General features: G+C 36.2%; 16 protein-coding genes. 14 read left to right on the top strand and 2 right to left on the bottom strand.

The features are described 5' to 3' along the window. The first annotated feature begins 103 nt into the window (after positions 1-103). Together ACX9TM_RS19740 and ACX9TM_RS19735 are read left to right on the top strand one after the other, a co-directional pair. On the top strand, positions 104-895 hold the full coding sequence (locus tag ACX9TM_RS19740; RefSeq protein WP_000662588.1) for a patatin-like phospholipase family protein: 792 nt from the start codon (positions 104-106) through the stop codon (positions 893-895). Beyond that, complete coding sequence (locus ACX9TM_RS19735; RefSeq protein WP_000476280.1) at positions 888-1,925, top strand: SepM family pheromone-processing serine protease; 1,038 nt, start codon at positions 888-890, stop codon at positions 1,923-1,925. The genes ACX9TM_RS19740 and ACX9TM_RS19735 overlap by 8 nt, the downstream gene beginning before the upstream one ends. A 9-nt stretch (positions 1,926-1,934) precedes the next feature. On the opposite strand, the gene ACX9TM_RS19730 is transcribed toward ACX9TM_RS19735, so the two are convergent. Beyond that, the gene (locus ACX9TM_RS19730; protein ID WP_065382120.1) at positions 1,935-3,116 is read right to left on the bottom strand and encodes a nucleotidyltransferase; all 1,182 of its coding nucleotides are present in this window, start codon (positions 3,114-3,116) and stop codon (positions 1,935-1,937) included. 213 nt (positions 3,117-3,329) lie between these two features. On the opposite strand from ACX9TM_RS19730, the gene ACX9TM_RS19725 reads away from it, so the two are divergent. From ACX9TM_RS19725 to ACX9TM_RS19715, 3 genes are all read left to right on the top strand, one after another. Then, positions 3,330-3,830 carry a YceD family protein gene (locus tag ACX9TM_RS19725; protein ID WP_000872149.1) on the top strand — a complete coding sequence of 167 codons (501 nt, stop codon included), beginning with the start codon at positions 3,330-3,332 and terminating at the stop codon, positions 3,828-3,830. Positions 3,831-3,891: 61 nt separating this feature from the next. After that, entirely contained in the window at positions 3,892-4,065 is a 174-nt protein-coding gene (rpmF, locus tag ACX9TM_RS19720; protein WP_001984764.1) for a 50S ribosomal protein L32, read from the top strand. 130 nt (positions 4,066-4,195) lie between these two features. After that, positions 4,196-4,702, top strand: a complete 507-nt coding sequence (locus ACX9TM_RS19715; RefSeq protein WP_000246467.1) for an RsfA family transcriptional regulator — start codon at positions 4,196-4,198, stop codon at positions 4,700-4,702. 33 nt (positions 4,703-4,735) lie between these two features. Here ACX9TM_RS19715 and ACX9TM_RS19710 read toward each other — a convergent pair whose 3' ends face one another. After that, positions 4,736-5,209, bottom strand: a complete 474-nt coding sequence (locus ACX9TM_RS19710) for an N-acetyltransferase (protein ID WP_000506694.1) — start codon at positions 5,207-5,209, stop codon at positions 4,736-4,738. 296 nt (positions 5,210-5,505) lie between these two features. Between ACX9TM_RS19710 and panE the strand changes: the two genes are divergently transcribed. From panE to murD, 9 genes are all read left to right on the top strand, one after another. Further along, the gene (gene panE, locus ACX9TM_RS19705) at positions 5,506-6,390 is read left to right on the top strand and encodes a 2-dehydropantoate 2-reductase (protein ID WP_002164452.1); all 885 of its coding nucleotides are present in this window, start codon (positions 5,506-5,508) and stop codon (positions 6,388-6,390) included. A 79-nt stretch (positions 6,391-6,469) separates the two neighbouring features. Beyond that, on the top strand, positions 6,470-8,086 hold the full coding sequence (bshC, locus tag ACX9TM_RS19700) for a bacillithiol biosynthesis cysteine-adding enzyme BshC (RefSeq protein WP_059303482.1): 1,617 nt from the start codon (positions 6,470-6,472) through the stop codon (positions 8,084-8,086). A gap of 369 nt (positions 8,087-8,455) precedes the next feature. After that, positions 8,456-9,388: a 16S rRNA (cytosine(1402)-N(4))-methyltransferase RsmH gene (gene rsmH / locus ACX9TM_RS19695; protein WP_000472508.1), complete on the top strand. Its 933-nt coding sequence runs from the start codon at positions 8,456-8,458 to the stop codon at positions 9,386-9,388. Positions 9,389-9,403: 15 nt separating this feature from the next. Continuing rightward, entirely contained in the window at positions 9,404-9,766 is a 363-nt protein-coding gene (gene ftsL, locus ACX9TM_RS19690; RefSeq protein ID WP_000182804.1) for a cell division protein FtsL, read from the top strand. A gap of 21 nt (positions 9,767-9,787) precedes the next feature. Then, positions 9,788-11,938: a penicillin-binding protein gene (locus tag ACX9TM_RS19685; RefSeq protein WP_072770069.1), complete on the top strand. Its 2,151-nt coding sequence runs from the start codon at positions 9,788-9,790 to the stop codon at positions 11,936-11,938. Positions 11,939-12,019: 81 nt separating this feature from the next. Next, the gene (locus ACX9TM_RS19680) at positions 12,020-13,936 is read left to right on the top strand and encodes a stage V sporulation protein D (RefSeq protein WP_001266234.1); all 1,917 of its coding nucleotides are present in this window, start codon (positions 12,020-12,022) and stop codon (positions 13,934-13,936) included. Positions 13,937-14,120: 184 nt separating this feature from the next. Then, the gene (gene murE / locus ACX9TM_RS19675) at positions 14,121-15,596 is read left to right on the top strand and encodes a UDP-N-acetylmuramoyl-L-alanyl-D-glutamate--2,6-diaminopimelate ligase (protein ID WP_000766313.1); all 1,476 of its coding nucleotides are present in this window, start codon (positions 14,121-14,123) and stop codon (positions 15,594-15,596) included. 22 nt (positions 15,597-15,618) lie between these two features. After that, positions 15,619-16,593, top strand: a complete 975-nt coding sequence (gene mraY / locus ACX9TM_RS19670) for a phospho-N-acetylmuramoyl-pentapeptide-transferase (RefSeq protein WP_000893060.1) — start codon at positions 15,619-15,621, stop codon at positions 16,591-16,593. Further along, a complete protein-coding gene (gene murD, locus ACX9TM_RS19665; RefSeq protein WP_000860115.1) occupies positions 16,594-17,946 on the top strand; it encodes a UDP-N-acetylmuramoyl-L-alanine--D-glutamate ligase in 1,353 nt (450 codons plus the stop codon). The last annotated feature ends 9 nt before the right edge of the window (positions 17,947-17,955 follow it).

The raw sequence follows: 17,955 nt of genomic DNA, 5'->3' as shown, positions 1-17,955 counted from the left end.
CCCCCTTTGTCCCAAAAAACGTTCATTTCAGTATACGTGGATACGTAGTGAATTTAGACCATAAGTATGAAAAAGGAATGAAAAAAATTAAAGGGTGAGAAAAATGAAAGAACCAAAGATTGGTTTAGCACTTGGGTCTGGAGGAGCGAAAGGGTTTGCTCATATTGGTGTAATAAAGGTTTTAAGGGAAGCGGGTATCCCTATTCACATGATTGCAGGAAGTAGTATGGGGGCGCTAATAGGTACGTTTTATGCGGCAAGTAGTAACGTTGAAAGATTGTATAAATTGGCATCTGTTTTTAAGCGGAAGTATTATTTAGATTTCACGGTACCGAAAATGGGATTTATTGCTGGAAAACGTGTCAAAGATATGATTAAAATGTTTACATATAATAAAAATTTAGAAGAGTTAGATATCCCGACGGCTGTTGTGGCTACTGACATATTGAAGGGGGAAAAAGTGGTTTTTACAAGTGGGCCAGTTGCAGATGCGGTGAGGGCTAGCATATCTGTTCCTGGAGTGTTTGTACCAGAAAAAATAGATGGAAGATTATTAGTGGATGGTGGAGTCATTGATCGCATCCCAGTATCGGTTGTGAAAGAGTTAGGGGCCGATATTGTTATCGCTGTTGATGTATCCCCAATTAAGGTAAATGGCGATGTTACGTCCATTTATGACGTAATCATGCAAAGTATTGAAATTATGCAGCATGAGCTTGTAATGAATCGGCAAATTGCATCGGATTTAATGATGCGACCAGCTGTAGAGCAATTTAGTTCACGTGCTTTTACAAACATTGAAGACATTATTCGAGTTGGAGAAGTAGAAGCAGAAAAACATATTTCAAATATTTATTTATTAATTGAGCAGTGGAAGGAGAAACATAATGTTTAAGCGTTTTCGGTTTATATATGCAATCTTAATAGGGGTTATATTGGCGATGTTACTTGTTTACGTACGTTTACCGTATTATATAACAAAACCAGGAATGGCTGCCAAATTAGAGCCTTATGTTCAAGTTGAGGGTGGAACGAAAGAATCTGGTGATTTTATGCTTGTTACGGTTTCAATGGGACCAGCAAATGTGGTGAATTTAATAGCGGCACAGTTTAATAAATATACACATATTTCGAAAGCGGAAGAAATATTGCAAAAAGGTGAGAGTGATGAAGAATATCAATTTCGCCAAAATTATGCGATGAAAGATTCACAAAATGCAGCGATTTATAATGCATATAAACGTGCAAATCGCTCAGTATCTTTTGAAAATAAAGGTGTATTAGTTGCTGGTGTGGCAAAAGGAATGCCGTCAGAAGGAAAGCTTAAGCTTGGTGATGTTATTATAGCTGTTGACGGAAAAACATTTGAAAAGACGGAGCAATTTATTGAATATATGACAGGGAAAAAAGAAAATGATGCTGTAAGTATTGAGTACATGAGGAATGGAAAACAATTGAAAGAGAATTTAAATGTAAAGACGATTCCTAATGGGAATGGACGTGTCGGTATAGGTGTTTCTATCGTTACGGAAAGAGAATTAGTGGTCGATCCGAAAGTGAAAATTAATTCTCATGAAATTGGTGGACCATCCGCAGGTTTAATGTTCACATTAGAAATATATAATCAACTTGTGGAAGAAGACTTAACGAAAGGACATGAAATAGCTGGAACAGGTACAATTAATGAAAAAGGAGAAGTGGGCCCGATTGGTGGTATAAATCAAAAAGTGGTGGCTGCTAGCGATGCTGGGGCTGAAGTGTTCTTTGCGCCAAATGAAAAAGGTGCGGAGAAATCGAACTATAAAGATGCACTTGAGACTGCAAAGGATATTAAAACAAAAATGAAAATTGTACCAGTGGATACGCTGGATGATGCGTTAACATATTTAGAAAAGATGGATAAGGAAAAAACCTCTCTGAAATAGAGAGGTTTTTTATAGGAATTTTGTAGTTGTTTCATCATAGCGAATAGGATGGTGTGTTATATCCTGTTTTAATAGTTGTGTGCGTAACGGTTCGTGCATGATGGAGAAATATACAGAGTTTGCTTTTTTCTCTATATCTAAAGCGGCATGGTCGAATGTTTTTGTATGAGTAAGGATTGGAAGTTCGATTTTTTTCTTATTTTTTGAAAGGTAAGTTTGTCCTTTTTGTGACATGCCTAGCAGGCGAATATATGGTGCGTGTTGTTCTATATTTGCGCTACGTATATCCTCTTTTGTTGTGTTTGTTAAAATGTGTGTACAAGCTCTTTGTAATCTAGTCCATGTATAACGTTTTGTTTTTAATGCTTCCATGAATGAATAGAAGGAGGAACTGTTTTGTATTTTTGATAAAATACGATGCTCTAAACCTTCTTCTATTTCATATATATGTCGTAAGTCCCCTGGAGACATCGTCATGAGTCTATATTTAAAAAATGAAAAGTATTGTTCCCAATTATGTAATATCCCGTAGTTTTGTTTGTAATTTGCTAAAAGCGAAGTGGTTGCCTGTGGGAGAAAAGGTTCAATTGTTGTAAATGATCCTTCTTCGCTAAAGAGTTGTTTTCGGATGCTTGTCGCGCTTGCAATATGTTGGTCATTAAATGTTTCATCATGATAATGAGAGGCAAATCTTTTTATAGTTTGAGCTTGTATAGAGCTATTTTGTGACAGAATTGCTTTCATATATTGGAAGCCTAAAATATTATTTGGTTGTGACATATCTATGTTTTTTTCAGATGTTAAAATGTGTGAGAAAGCATCCGATGTTGCTTTTGCATAACTATTACCAGCGTCCATGAATTGTTTTACAAGGCAGTTAAAAGTCTCTTCTTCGTTTTTTTGTATGGAGATGGTATTATAAAAATTTTCGATTTGTCCATCCTCACTACCGAAACAAATTTCGGAAACACGTAGGGCATTTAAAATGGAAATAGCACCACTTGCGAAGGTTTCAGCCTTTTGTGTTGCAAAGACGTATGGAAGCTCTACAACAAGGTCTACGCCGTTTGCTAAGGCCATTTTAGTGCGATACCATTTGGAAATGAGTGCGGGCTCACCACGCTGTAAAAAAGGACCACTCATAACGGCAATTATTATATCGGATTGTGTTAACTTTTTTGTCTGTTGCACATGATAAAGATGACCGTTATGAAAAGGGTTATATTCAACAACAATACCACCAGCTTTTATGGTAATCTCTCCTTTCGATGTAGCATCTTTTTGAAAAACGTGATACTCTATATATTATTTACTATGATGACTTCATTATAGTGTAAAGAAAAAACATTGACAAATATAAAATGGCTAGCTATAATTTTGTTTGTTGCCTTGAGGTGATATGATATGAAATGGTCCATCCATCAATTGAATAAATTGAGAAATAAAGGATTGACATTGGATGAGATGGTAGATGTAAGTGAGCTAAAAGAGGTCGAGAAAGATATTCGTGAAATTAATCCTGTTCATGTAACGGGAAGAGTTGATTTTGGCTCCGGTAAGTTTACGTTTCATCTACATATAACTGGAAGCATGGTTTTACCATGTTCTCGCTCTTTAGTAGATGTGACATTACCATTTGACATTAAAACAACTGAGGTGTTCCAAACTTCACAAGAAGAATTTGAAACTGAAGCTGAAATTCATTCTTTAGAAGGAGAAGTACTTGACTTACTGCCCGTAATCAAGGAAAATATACTTTTGGAGATTCCAATGCAAATTTTCAGTGATGATGTTTCTGGTGGAGCACCGACGCAAGGTCAAGACTGGCAAGTGATTTCGGAAGAAGACAAAGAAAAGACTGTTGATCCAAGATTGGCAGGACTTGCAAAGTTTTTTGACAAATAATCGGAAGACTGGTTCAGGCCTTCATATGAAAATAACTATTTCTTTTAAGGAGGTGGGAAGAATGGCTGTACCTTTTAGAAGAACTTCTAAAACAGTAAAAAGAAAGCGTCGTACGCATTTCAAATTATCAGTACCTGGTATGGTAGAGTGCCCAAGCTGTGGTGAAGCGAAATTAGCTCACCGTGTATGTAAAGCATGCGGTACTTACAAAGGTAAAGAAGTAATCAGCAAGTAATTGCGGGAAAATAAACGCAGAAGATATCTTCTGCGTTTATTTTTTTTTGTCTTAATCTTTAGTTGTTGTATTCTATCTTTTCTAGTAACTGCATATGCTTAATAAAAAATGCATAGGGAGGACTAGAGAGATGGCGACAACAAGACAAGATGCTTGGACTGATGATGAAGATTTGCTTCTGGCAGAAGTAGTACTCCGGCATATTCGAGAAGGTGGAACACAACTTTCTGCCTTTAAGGAAGTGGGAAAAAATTTATCTCGTACACCAGCAGCATGTGGGTTTAGATGGAATTCTTACGTAAGAAAGCAATATAAAGAACGTATTGAGGAAGCAAAGCAACTTCGTAAAGTAGAACATTATGAAGTGAAAGAGACAAAGGTGTTAGAACCTACGTCAATTACGTTGAATGATGTTATTGATTTCTTGCAAAATTATAAAGATGAAAACTCTTTAACGGTGTTGCAACAACAAGTTGAATCATTACAAACAGAAAGAGAGCGCCTTCTGGAGCGATTATCAGTATATGAAGAAGAGTATAGAACATTACTTGATTATATCGATCAAAAAAGAAGTGTAATGGTAGCGGAAAGAAACAATGCTCGCTCGAATGAGAAGTTAGAGAAGCTTAAGAAATAAAAAACAGCTGTTATACAGCTGTTTTTTTATTTTTTAAGCCGATTCTTCGTTTGTAACCGCATTCAAATTTGTTTCTGGATGCCAAATATAAAAATCACCATCAGTTACTGATACGGGGTTGAAATTTAATTTATCCCAAAAACCAGCTGAATGAATACGTGCTATTGTTTTAATAGGAAATTGCATTTGTTTCGCATGATTTACAAGCATTTGCCCGAATCCTTGTTTTTGAAAAGTTGGTAATACTTCAAGTTTATAAAGTTCTAGGTAAGGACCTGTAATTTCGAATGGTTCTCCGCCGTTTCTTTTCATATATAGACTCATACGTGCGATTAGTGATCCACCATAATAAATGCCATAAAATGGAGATTCACTGTCGTTTTCAATAATGTTTGCTTGCAATTCTTCCAGCATAGATAGTTCTTGGGCTCCGCACCCTTTAAATTTTTTGAATTCATCTAACGTTTTATAATTGATGAGCAAGCGCTCAACTTTTGGGAATCCCATTACATCACATCCTTTTGTTATCTTGTTGAATGCAGAAAAGTAAAAATATTTACAATAATATTATAACTCATTTTTTTATTTTTATGAAGAAGATAGTATATTTCTTTTATTATTTTTTTGAGGATTTGCTAAACTAAGAGTATAAGTGTATTAATAGGCAGTATTATACATAGCGAAAAAAGAGAGTGTATTTGTTTGACAGAGGACAACGAAATTATAGGGCGTGCTCATGTACTTTAAAAAGATATAAAAAGGAGGGGAGGCAAGGGCGCTTAATGTGAATCCCTTGTGTGAAAATGAAAATTGGAATTGTCGGACCAGGTGCTATTGGTCTATTGTATACATTTTATTTACAAAAAAGTAACCAAGATGTTACGTTGTTTACAAGAACGGCTAAGCAGGCTGAAGAGTTGAATGAAACAGGTGTAACTTGTATTAGAGATGGAAGATGTGAAACAGTATATCCACCTGTTTTACCGATAGAAAGTATGGTAGCACAAAATTTAGATTATATATTTATTTCTGTGAAGCAATATCATATAGATGACGTACTACCGTTTGTGGAAGGGGCATCATCATTAATCTTTTTGCAAAACGGAATGTCGCATCTTCAAAAGATGCTGAAAATAGGGAGTGAAAATATAGCTGTTGGTATTGTAGAACATGGTGCGAAAAAAGAGGGAGGGCATATCGTTCATCATACTGGGATAGGGGTAACAAAATTTGGAGTGGTTTGTGGTCAATCTATACATTTCAAGAAAATATTCCGTTATTTTCCTGTTACTTATTTTCCAGTTCAAATAGAAACGGATTGGGAAGAGATTATGCACAAAAAATTAGTAGTAAATGTATGTATCAATCCATTGACAGCACTATTGGGAGTTAAGAATGGTGAATTAATCACGAATCGTTTTTTTTATCAAATGATGGAGCAAGTGTTTCAGGAGGTCGCATTTCTTATTAGAGGAGAAAAAGAAATGGTATGGCAAATGGTACGAAATGTGTGTGAAGGAACGTCTCGTAATACATCCTCTATGTTAGCGGATGTAAGAGCGAATAGACAGACGGAAATTAATGCGATTGTTGGATATGTATTAGAAGAAGCTAAGAAACAGCAACTACCAGTTCCGACACTTCAATTTTTGTTCGATGCAATAAAAGGGTTAGAAACAAGAGTATAAGTGTTATTCTTTGCTTTTACGTGAAACATTGACTACAATGTGGATTGGTGAGAGAACTGGATACGAAAGGAAGAATTATATGGAGATAAAAGAAATCTCTGTTCCGCAACAAGGTGTTGTAGCGGACTATATGAACGGTAAAAAAGAGATACAGTCATGTTTTGATTATATGTTAACAGAAGATGCTTTTAAACAACGTTTACATGATTTGCGTGAAAGGGAGTTTTTCCGCCAAGATTTAGTAGCGCATTTATTAGAATATAATACAAAATTACAAGCGGGAGAATCTACACTTCAAAATGTAAAAGCGCTTGGAGATGAAAATACATATGTTGTTATAGCTGGACAACAAGCAGGGTTATTAACTGGACCGCTTTATACAATTCATAAAGTTATTTCAATTTTACAGCTTGCAAAGGAAAAGGAAGAAAGTTTAGGAGTTAAAGTTGTCCCTGTCTTCTGGATTGCGGGTGAAGACCATGATATGGATGAGATTAACCATACTTTTGTAGCGAAAAATAAAAAGATGAAAAAAACTATTTTTTATGACCGTAATCCGAAAAAGGCGAGTGCTTCTGAGTCTGAACTTTCTGTTGAAGATTGTAGAAATTGGATTGAAGAGATTTTTAAAACATACCCAGAAACAAATTTTACAAAGGATGTATTAAAATTTGTTGATGATGCTTTGAAAAAATCGAATACGTATGTAGATTTCTTTGCTCATCTTATTACGAAAATCTTTGCTAATTCTGGTTTAATCCTTGTTGATTCACATCATCCTGAATTAAGAAAGTTAGAAATTCCATTTTTCAAGCGAATTATAAGTAAGTATAAAGAGGTACAAGAGGGGCTTCGTAATCAGCAAGAAGTAATTAAAGAACTAGGATACAAACCGATTATTGAAACGAAGTCTCATGCAGTGCATATATTCATGGAAATAGATAATGAACGAGTATTGCTTGAAGATCAACAAGGTAAGTTTGTTGGAAAGGATGGGGCGCATTCCTTTTCATACGAAGAGTTGATTGGAGAGATGGAGAGAAATCCGGCACGTTTTAGTAATAATGTTGTAACACGTCCTCTTATGCAAGAGTATGTATTTCCTACGCTCGCATTTATTGGAGGTCCAGGAGAATTAGCTTATTGGAGTGAATTACAACAAGTATTCCATACTGTCGGTTTTCAAATGCCACCTGTCGTTCCTCGTCTTACAATTACTTATGTGGAGAGAGATATAGCGACGGATTTATTTGATTTGCAATTGAGAGAAAGTGATCCGTTTTTAAATGATGTCGATAAATTGCGTGAAAACTGGTTGTCTAATCAAATAGAGGAACCGATTGATGATCATTTTGAAAAGGCGAAAAAAGAAATTGCCGATATTCATACATCTTTACAGCAATTTGTAAAGAAAATAGAGCCAGGGTTAGGTGCGTTTGCAGGGAAAAACGAATTGAAAATTAATGAACAAATTGAACTGCTGGAAAGAATGTTGAAAAGAAATGTTGAGAAAAAGTATGAGGTTCAGCTAAATAAATTCCGCCGTATACAATTCGCACTTCGTCCATTAGGTGCACCGCAAGAACGTGTGTGGAATGTATGTTATTATTTAAATCAGTTTGGTTTGGATTTCGTTGATCGTGTAATGGAAAACCCTTTTTCTTGGGACGGAAAACATCATGTTATAAAACTATAAAATCTTGCTCTTTGGAGCAGGATTTTATTTTTATTCCGTTGAATTTACTGTGAAGTGATTTTTTTCTGAATTATCAATCAAAAAAGTGTTAAATATGGCAATTGTGTTGGATACTTAAATATATGACAAAATAGCACAAAATGTAAACGTATTATTCGCTTTTTCGACAGTTTTTTATTTAAATTCCCGCAAAAGATGATAAAATTTAGTATATAATAAAAGAAAATAGCGATTTGTATAGTATGTTGCCTTTGTTGGTAAGTTAAATGAGTCGTTCTTTCGTATTATTTCATTCTCTAAGCGTGAAATATGTGTTTAGAGGAAGGGATACATTCAACATAATTAATTGGAAAAAGAGTAGGTGCAACAATGTTTAAACACGTAACAGTGCTTTTAAAGGAAACAGTAGACGGCTTAGATATAAAGCCAGATGGTACATATGTAGATTGTACACTGGGGGGAGGAGGACATAGTTCTTATTTATTATCCCAATTAACTGAAGGTGGAAAATTAATAGCGTTTGATCAAGATGAGATAGCGATTCAAAACGCGAAAGAAAAGTTCTCTTCATACGGTGAACAGTTTATAACAGTAAAGAGTAACTTCCGTTATTTAGCTGAAAAACTGCAGGAAATAGGTATAACAGAAGTAGACGGTATTTTATTTGATTTAGGTGTTTCATCCCCACAATTAGATACACCAGAACGAGGCTTTAGTTATCATCATGATGCACCGCTAGATATGCGGATGGATCAAGATGCCCCATTAACAGCGTACGATGTTGTAAATAGCTGGTCATATGAACAACTTGTAAGGATTTTCTTCCAATACGGTGAAGAGAAATTTTCAAAACAAATTGCAAGAAAAATTGAAGCTTATCGTGAGAATAAAGCTATTGAAACGACAGGAGAATTAGTAGAGCTAATTAAAGAAGGTATTCCGGCTCCTGCTCGTAGAACGGGTGGGCATCCTGCTAAGCGAGTGTTTCAGGCAATTCGTATAGCTGTAAACGATGAATTAAAAGTATTTGAAGAAGCATTGGAATCTGCTATTGAGATGGTTAAGCCAGGTGGAAGGGTTAGTGTTATAACATTCCATTCATTAGAAGATCGTATTTGTAAAACAACGTTTAAGCGAAATAGTACAACGCCACAATTGCCGCCAGGATTACCGATTATTCCTGATGAATTTAAGCCGAAATTAAAGCTTATTACAAGAAAACCGATTTTACCTTCTGATATAGAGCTAGAAGAAAATAATCGTGCGCGTTCTGCGAAGTTGAGAATCGCTGAAAAACGATAAAAGGGAGAGAGAGGTATGACTAATTTAGCTGTAAAGTACAAACAACAAGCGCAAGAAGAGGTGCAAATTCAAACGCCCCCACAGCAGATGGCTAAGCCGAAGGTTAAAGCGAAAATTACAAGAATCGAAAAACTGTTGTATGTAGCGTTTATTGGCTTTTTATTGTATGCCTGTGTCGCGTTTATTGGAAATAAAGCAGGCCTTTATCAAGTTAATGTAGAAGCAGCGACGATAGAAGAAAAAATTGTACAGCAGCAAAAAGAAAATCAAGAATTACAAGCTGAAGTAGAGAAGTTAAGTCGCTATGAACGAATCGCTGAAGTTGCAAAAAAACATGGGCTAGAAATTAATGCGAATAATGTGAAAGGCCTCAAATAAGGCAATAGGTGTGAAGGAACGATGAAGAAGAATATGACTAAATTTCATACCAATAAGGGAGCAGGTTATTTTATGATATTTTTCCTCCTGCTCTTTTTGCTGTTATTAGCCCGATTTTTTTACATACAATCAACAGGAACCGTTCATAATCAGGATTTAGATGCACTTGCTAAACAAAAGCATAGTAAAAAAGGAGTTCTTGAAGCGAACCGAGGAACCATTTATGATCAAAACGGTCATGTGTTAGCGCAAGACGCAAACTCTTACAAAATGGTAGCTGCACTAAAAGGTGCTAACTCAGTTGAGAATAAAGAAGATACTGCAAAGAAAATTGCAGGAGTACTTGGAAAAGGCGAAGAGGATATTTTAGCTTCTTTAAACAAGGAAGGTAGAAGTCAAGTCGAATTTGGAACGTTAGGCAAGGATTTGACGAAAGAAAAGAAGGAACAAATAGAAGCGTTGAAGTTGCCGGGAATATCTTTTATTACAGAAAATGCAAGGGTGTATCCAAACGGTGATTTTGCATCTTACGTTATAGGTCATGCAAAACCAAATGAGAATGGAACCTCGGTAGGTCAATTTGGCATAGAGAAAAGCTTGGATAAATACTTAAGTGCTTCGAATGGAGAAGTAGCATATACAGGTGATCGTAAAGGTGTGTCCCTTGATGGGGGAAAAGTTAATGTAAAGGCACCTAAAAATGGAGATAATGCTTATTTAACAATTGATCAACGTGTCCAAAGTTATTTAGAAGACGCGATGAAAGCAGCAAGTAAGCAATATGAGCCAGAAAGTTTAATAGGGATTGTTGCAGATCCGAAAACTGGGAAAATATTAGCGATGTCTACTAAACCTAGTTATGACCCTAATGATCGCCAAATTAAATATTTCTTCAATGACGCGATTGCCAATGCATTTGAACCTGGATCAACAATGAAAATTTTTACGTTAGCGGCAGCTATTAATGAAGGTGTGTACAAAGGACAAGATTATTATCAATCCGGGACATATCAAGTCGGAAATAGGAAAATAAAAGATCATAATGGCGGTGCTGGTTGGGGCTCTATCACGTTTGATGAAGGGGTAGAGCGTTCTTCAAACGTAGCGTTTGCAATTTTAGGAGATCAAAAACTTGGTCCAGAACGTTTCCGAAAATATATTCATAGTTTTGGATTAGATGAAAAAACGAACATTGATTTATCAGGTGAAGGATCGAATACAATTTTATTTGATCAGCAAATACAACAAGTGACAACAGCTTTTGGACAAGGTTCCACTGTAACACCAATTCAGCTTGTACAAGCTGCAACGGCCATTGCAAATGATGGGAAAATGATGAAACCTTATGCAATTGATAAAATTGTAGATCCGATAACAGACAAAGTAAAATTAGAACATAAGCCAGAAGAAGTAGGAAGACCTGTTACAAAGGAAACAGCAGCGCAAGTAAGACAGTTATTAGAACGTGTTGTTACATCTCCGAAAGGTACAGGGACAGCTTATAAAATTGATGGATATTCAGTTGGTGGTAAAACAGGTACAGCGCAAATTCCGGATGGAAAAGGCGGCTATATGACAGGAAGACAGAATTATATATTCTCATTCTTAGGTATGGCACCAATGGACGATCCACAACTTGTCGTGTATGTAGCTGTTAAACAGCCGAAATTAAAAGATGATGAGAACGGCGCACAACCTTTAGCTGATATTTTTAAATATGTAACAAAAAATAGTTTAGAGTATTTAAAGATTAAGCCAAATGAAGTGAAAGATCCGAAAAAACATCTGAAAGAACAACAAACTACTGTTCCAGATGTAACTGGTAAAACGATGGCTGAAGCGGGGAAAGCGATTGATAAAGCAAAACTTCGTCCAATCGTACTAGGTGAAGGGAAAGTACAGCAACAAGTACCAAAAGCGACTGAACAAACATTAAAAGGCGACCGAGTCTTCTTGGTAGGAGATAAGCCTACAATGCCAAATATACAAGGATGGGCACTGCGTGATGTTATGAATTTAGCGAAGACATTACAGCTTAACTTGAAACCTTCTGGTACAGGATACGTAACAGAACAAAGTGTGGCGGAAGGAACATTATTACAACCTGGTACAGAATTAGGTGTCACACTCGTACCGCCACTCGAACCACAGCAAGAAGCAGAAAAGCCGTAATGGTAAAAGAGAATAAGTTCTAATTAAATAAGTACAAGCATATATTGGAACAAGCTAGGCGTAAGGGAGGCTTGTTCCGATATGCGTGTATCAAATGTAACAGTTAGAAAACGACTTATTTTTATACTTATATCAGGTATACTTATTTTCACTATTATCGATATTCGTCTTGGATATGTGCAATTTTTTCTTGGGAATATGTTAACGGATCGTGCGAAAGATTCATGGAGTCGTAATATTACTTTTGAACCCGAACGTGGGAAAATTTTAGACCGAAATGGTGTGGAACTTGCCACGAATAAAAGTGCTCCAACTGTCTTTGTTGTACCGAGGCAAATTGAAAAACCAGCAGAGACTGCAGAGAAGTTAGCTGCAGTATTAGGTGTGGAAAAAGATGAGATTTATAAAAGGATTACAAAAAAAGAATCGATTGTAAGGTTAGATAAAGGCGGAAGGAAAATATCACATGACAAAGCGAAAGAAGTACGAGGATTAAGTTTGAAGGGCGTGTATATCGCAGAGGATTCTATCCGGTACTATCCATTTGGAAACTTTTTATCACATGTATTAGGTTTTGCAGGTAGCGATAACCAAGGTCTTATGGGACTAGAAAAATATTATGATAAAGAGCTAAATGGGGACAAAGGTCATGTGCGTTTTTTTGCAGATGCGAAAGGACAAAGGATGCCTAATGTTGGTGATGATTTCAAAAAGCCAGAAGCTGGTTTAAATTTAGGATTAACAATCGATGCGCGTATTACAAGGATTATGGAAAGAGAAATGAATATTGCTGAGTCAACTTATAATCCTGACGGTATGATTGCGATTGCAATGAATCCTAAAAATGGTGAAATTTTAGGTATGTCTAGTCGACCGAGTTTTGACCCAGCGGATTTTCAAAGTGTCTCTCCAGAAGTGTATAACAGAAATCTACCTGTATGGAGTACGTATGAGCCTGGTTCAACATTTAAGATCATTACATTAGCTGCAGCATTGAATGAAAATTTAGTAGACTTAGAGAAGGATACGTTTTATGATGATGGAGCAGCTGAAGTAGGTGGAGCTAGATTGAAATGCTGGAAAGCAGGAGGTCATGGCAGTCAAACGTTTTTAGAAGTCGTTCAAAACTCATGTAACCCGGGATTTATTGAACTTGGTGATCGCCTTGGTAAAGACCGATTATTTAAATACATTCGTAATTTTGGTTTTGGGCAGAAGACTGGAATTGACTTGCAAGGTGAAGGCAGTGGGATTTTATTTAATTTAGATAAAGTTGGTCCAGTAGAGCAAGCAACAACTTCATTCGGCCAAGGGGTTTCTGTTACACCGATTCAACAAGTAGCAGCTGTAGCGGCGGCTGTAAATGGTGGAACATTGTATCAGCCGTATATAGCTAAGGAGTTTATTGATCCGAAAAATAATCAAGTTGTTAGTAAAAAGACACCTGTTGAGAAAAGAAAAGTTATTTCCAAGGAAACTTCAGAAAAAGTTCGTTATGCATTAGAGAATGTTGTAGCGAAAGGTTCTGGTAAAGGTGCTTATATTGATGGATATCGTGTAGGTGGAAAAACGGGTACTGCTCAAAAGGTGAAAGATGGTAAATATTTAGAGAATAATTATATAGTATCTTTTATCGGATTTGCTCCAGCGGATGATCCAGAGATTGTTGTGTATGTTGCTGTTGATAATCCAAAAGGGGTTACACAGTTTGGTGGAGTGGTAGCAGCTCCGATTGTCGGGAATATCCTTCGAGATGCGCTTCCTGTTATGGGAGTGAAACCGAGAAAAGAACAAGTTGAGAAAGAATATAAATGGGGCGATACACCAACTGTGGAAGTTCCGAATTTAATTGGAATGAAAAAGAAAGACTTACAAACACAACTCGTCGATTTGAAGCTTGATATAAGTGGAGATGGAGAGAAAGTAATTAAACAATCACCAGAAGCGGGAGCTAAAGTAAAAGAAGGCTCAAAAATTAGAATTTACTTCGGGAATTAAAGGTAACATAGTACGTTTTATGGTACAATTGGTGGAAGTGAGTTCTTTATAGAACAGTTACTTAATTTGAGACAGTAAGTGTCTCATTCATAAATAGGTCAGTAGCACTTACCTCCTTATATAGGAGGTAATGTGTTGCTTACTGAAAAAAGATAAATAAACAATGTAGAGAGGGTTTAGTGAAATGAAGTTGCATACACTTGTATCATGTTTGCATGATTTTCCAGTTGTTCCAAAAGAAAATCCAGAAATCACATCTATAGAAGCTGATTCACGTAAAGTGAAAGAGGGAAGCTTATTTGTATGTATGAAAGGATATACGGTTGATAGCCATGATTTTGCTAAGCAAGCAGCGGCACAAGGAGCGGCTGCTATTGTTGCGGAAAGACCAATTGATGTTGACGTTCCAGTTGTACTTGTGAAAAATACTTTTCGTTCGTTAGCGGTTTTAGCTGATTATTTTTATGGTCAACCGACACACAAGTTACATTTAATCGGAATTACAGGTACAAATGGAAAGACAACAACATCGCATATTATGGATGAGATTATGCGAGCACATGGTCATAAAACAGGGCTAATTGGAACGATTAATATGAAAATCGGTGATGAAACATTTGAGGTGAAAAATACAACACCAGATGCACTAACACTTCAACAGACGTTTTCAAAAATGGTTGAACAAGGTGTGGACAGCACGGTAATGGAAGTTTCGTCACATGCGTTAGATCTTGGTCGTGTACACGGATGTGATTACGATGTAGCGGTGTTTACGAATTTAACCCAAGATCATTTAGACTATCATAAAACGATGGAAGAATATAAACATGCAAAAGGGTTACTATTTGCACAGCTTGGCAATAGTTATAATCATAATCGTGAAAAGTACGCTGTGCTCAATAGCGATGATAATGTAACAGAAGAGTATATGAGAAGTACTGCAGCAACAGTTGTAACATATGGTATTGATACAACAAGTGATATTATGGCAAAAAATATCGTTATGACGAGTGGCGGGACTACATTTACGCTTGTCACACCATATGAAAGTGTAAATGTTACGATGAAATTAATAGGTAAATTTAATGTATATAACGTACTTGCAGCAACAGCAGCAGGACTTGTTTCGGGTGTGAAATTAGAAACAATCATTGCTGTTATAAAGGATTTAGCTGGGGTTCCAGGACGTTTTGAAGTTGTTGATGGAGGGCAAAATTATACAGTTATTGTTGATTACGCACATACGCCAGATAGTTTAGAAAATGTATTAAAAACTGCAAAACAATTTGCAAAAGGTGATGTGTATTGTATCGTTGGTTGTGGTGGCGATAGGGACCGAACGAAGAGACCGATAATGGCAAGTGTTGCAACAAAATATGCAACTCATGCAATTTATACATCAGATAATCCAAGAAGTGAAGATCCAGCGGCTATTTTAGATGATATGGTACATGGTGCAAGCGGGAAAAATTATGAAATGATCATTGATAGAAAAGAAGCAATACACCATGCAATCGCTAAAGCGAAAGCAGATGATATCATTATTATTGCTGGTAAGGGTCATGAAACGTATCAAATTATTGGTAAAGAAGTTCATCATTTCGATGATCGTGAAGTTGCTAAAGAAGCAATTACAGGGCGTTTAAACAACGAAGAGTAACAACGTGAGAGGAGGACTACATGTGCTTGAGCAAGGTTTATTAGTAACGGCTGGGGTAGCATTCTTAATTTCTGTTGCCCTTTCGCCATTGTTTATTCCATTTTTAAGAAAATTAAAGTTCGGACAGAGTATTCGTGATGAGGGACCAAAGTCACATCAAAAAAAATCAGGGACACCGACAATGGGTGGTATCGTCATATACGTATCTATGATGGTAACTTCACTTATTATGGCGATTAAGTTTAATTATTTAGGTGCAGAGGTTTCGTTATTACTATTAGTGACGTTTGGTTACGGATTGATTGGATTTTTAGATGACTACATAAAGGTAGTTAAGAAGAGAAATCTTGGTTTAACATCAAAGCAAAAATTAGTAGGTCAGCTTGTTATTGCTATTGCATTCTTTTTAATTGGAAAAGGGCAAGCGTTCCACACATACATCATGATTCCGGGAACGGATGTTAAGTTTGAATTAGGTTGGGCGTATTTCGTACTTGTACTATTTATGCTTATTGGTGGATCAAATGCAGTTAACTTAACTGACGGTTTAGATGGTTTATTATCAGGAACAGCTGCTATTGCATTTGGAGCATTTAGTATTATTGCTGTGGCACAAGAGCAATTTGGAGTAGCGATATTCTGTATGGCAGTTGTAGGAGCTGTACTTGGATTTTTAGTATTCAATGCGAATCCAGCAAAAGTGTTTATGGGAGATACAGGTTCATTAGCTTTAGGTGGAGCCATTGCAGCTGTAGCGATTTTATTAAAACAAGAATTGCTACTTGTAATTATTGGCGGAGTATTCGTAATGGAAACTTTATCGGTTATCATTCAGGTCATTTCATTTAAAACAACAGGAAAACGTGTCTTTAAAATGAGTCCATTACACCATCACTATGAATTATGTGGTTGGTCAGAGTGGCGTGTTGTTGTGACGTTTTGGTCTGCAGGATTTTTATTAGCTGTGTTAGGAATTTATATCGGGGTGTGGATGTAATTGAAAACTGTAACTGAATTTCAAAATAAGAATATTCTTGTATTGGGCATTGCAAAAAGTGGTTATGCAGCAGCTACATTGTTACAAAAGTTAGGGGCAAATGTTATTGTAAATGACGGAAAGCCTTTAGCAGAGAATGTACTTGCTGCAGAATTACAAGCAAAAGGAATGGACGTTGTATGCGGTGGTCATCCTTTAGAATTATTAGAGAGAAATATTTCTCTTGTAGTAAAAAATCCAGGAATCCCGTATTCTAATCCAATATTAGTTGCTGCGAAAGAAAAGCAAATTCCGATTGTTACGGAAGTTGAATTAGCATATCGTATTTCAGAAGCACCATTTGTTGGGATTACGGGGTCTAACGGTAAAACGACGACGACAATGCTGACATTTGAAATGCTAAAAGAAGGACAAAAGCATCCTGTAATTGCAGGGAACATTGGAACTGTAGCGTGTGAAGTAGCACAGGATGCAAAAGAAAATGAAGTTGTAGTTACAGAACTTTCATCGTTTCAATTGATGGGAGTAGAATTGTTCCAACCTAAAATTGCTGCGTTTTTAAATTTATTTGAGGCCCACTTAGACTATCATGGGACGAAGAAAGAATATGGTTTAGCAAAAGCAAATATTTTTAAAAACCAAACAGAAAATGATTATAGTGTAATAAATGCGGATGATGCAGATGTGATGGCTTTGTCTGCGTATTCTAAAGGTCAAAAAATCCTGTTTTCGACAACGAAAGAAATTGAAGATGGTGCGTGTATAAAAGATAACGCTCTTTATTTCAAAGGTGAAAAAGTTATTGAAGTAAGCGATATCGTTTTACCTGGTCAACATAATCTAGAAAATATTTTAGCTGCGATGAGTATTGCGAAATTATTAGGTACTTCTAATGAAGCAATTACGGTCGTGTTAAAACGTTTTACGGGTGTAAAACATCGTTTAGAATATGTAACAACGATTAACAACCGTAAGTTTTATAATGATTCAAAAGCAACGAATATGTTAGCGACTGAGAAAGCACTATCTGCGTTTACACAACCGATTGTGTTACTAGCAGGTGGGCTTGATCGCGGAAATGAATTCGATGATTTAATTCCGTATTTCAAAAATGTAAAAGCGATTGTAACATTTGGACAAACAGCTCCTAAACTAGTAAGAGCGGCAGAAAAAGCGGGATTAGATATAATTGAAAGTGTCGATACTTTAGATGAAGCAGTGGTGAAAGCTTATGCTCATTCTAAAGATGGTGATGTCGTTCTTCTTTCTCCAGCGTGTGCAAGCTGGGATCAATTTAAAACATTTGAAGAAAGAGGAGACATTTTTATACAAGCTGTGCATAAACTTATATAAAGTAAATCA

It is taken from the genome of Bacillus sp. LH1, from assembly GCF_057924895.1.
Note: the sequence above shows the minus strand (reverse complement) of the source record. Positions and strands in the feature narration are given on the sequence as shown.

Coding starts and splice junctions, on each gene's coding strand:
- ACX9TM_RS19740 (WP_000662588.1), top strand. CDS start 104: ATGAAAGAACCAAAGATTGGTTTAGCACTTGGGTCTGGAGGAGCGAAA.
- ACX9TM_RS19735 (WP_000476280.1), top strand. CDS start 888: ATGTTTAAGCGTTTTCGGTTTATATATGCAATCTTAATAGGGGTTATA.
- ACX9TM_RS19725 (WP_000872149.1), top strand. CDS start 3,330: ATGAAATGGTCCATCCATCAATTGAATAAATTGAGAAATAAAGGATTG.
- rpmF (WP_001984764.1), top strand. CDS start 3,892: ATGGCTGTACCTTTTAGAAGAACTTCTAAAACAGTAAAAAGAAAGCGT.
- ACX9TM_RS19715 (WP_000246467.1), top strand. CDS start 4,196: ATGGCGACAACAAGACAAGATGCTTGGACTGATGATGAAGATTTGCTT.
- ACX9TM_RS19710 (WP_000506694.1), bottom strand. CDS start 5,209: ATGGGATTCCCAAAAGTTGAGCGCTTGCTCATCAATTATAAAACGTTA.
- panE (WP_002164452.1), top strand. CDS start 5,506: ATGAAAATTGGAATTGTCGGACCAGGTGCTATTGGTCTATTGTATACA.
- bshC (WP_059303482.1), top strand. CDS start 6,470: ATGGAGATAAAAGAAATCTCTGTTCCGCAACAAGGTGTTGTAGCGGAC.
- rsmH (WP_000472508.1), top strand. CDS start 8,456: ATGTTTAAACACGTAACAGTGCTTTTAAAGGAAACAGTAGACGGCTTA.
- ftsL (WP_000182804.1), top strand. CDS start 9,404: ATGACTAATTTAGCTGTAAAGTACAAACAACAAGCGCAAGAAGAGGTG.
- ACX9TM_RS19685 (WP_072770069.1), top strand. CDS start 9,788: ATGAAGAAGAATATGACTAAATTTCATACCAATAAGGGAGCAGGTTAT.
- ACX9TM_RS19680 (WP_001266234.1), top strand. CDS start 12,020: ATGCGTGTATCAAATGTAACAGTTAGAAAACGACTTATTTTTATACTT.
- murE (WP_000766313.1), top strand. CDS start 14,121: ATGAAGTTGCATACACTTGTATCATGTTTGCATGATTTTCCAGTTGTT.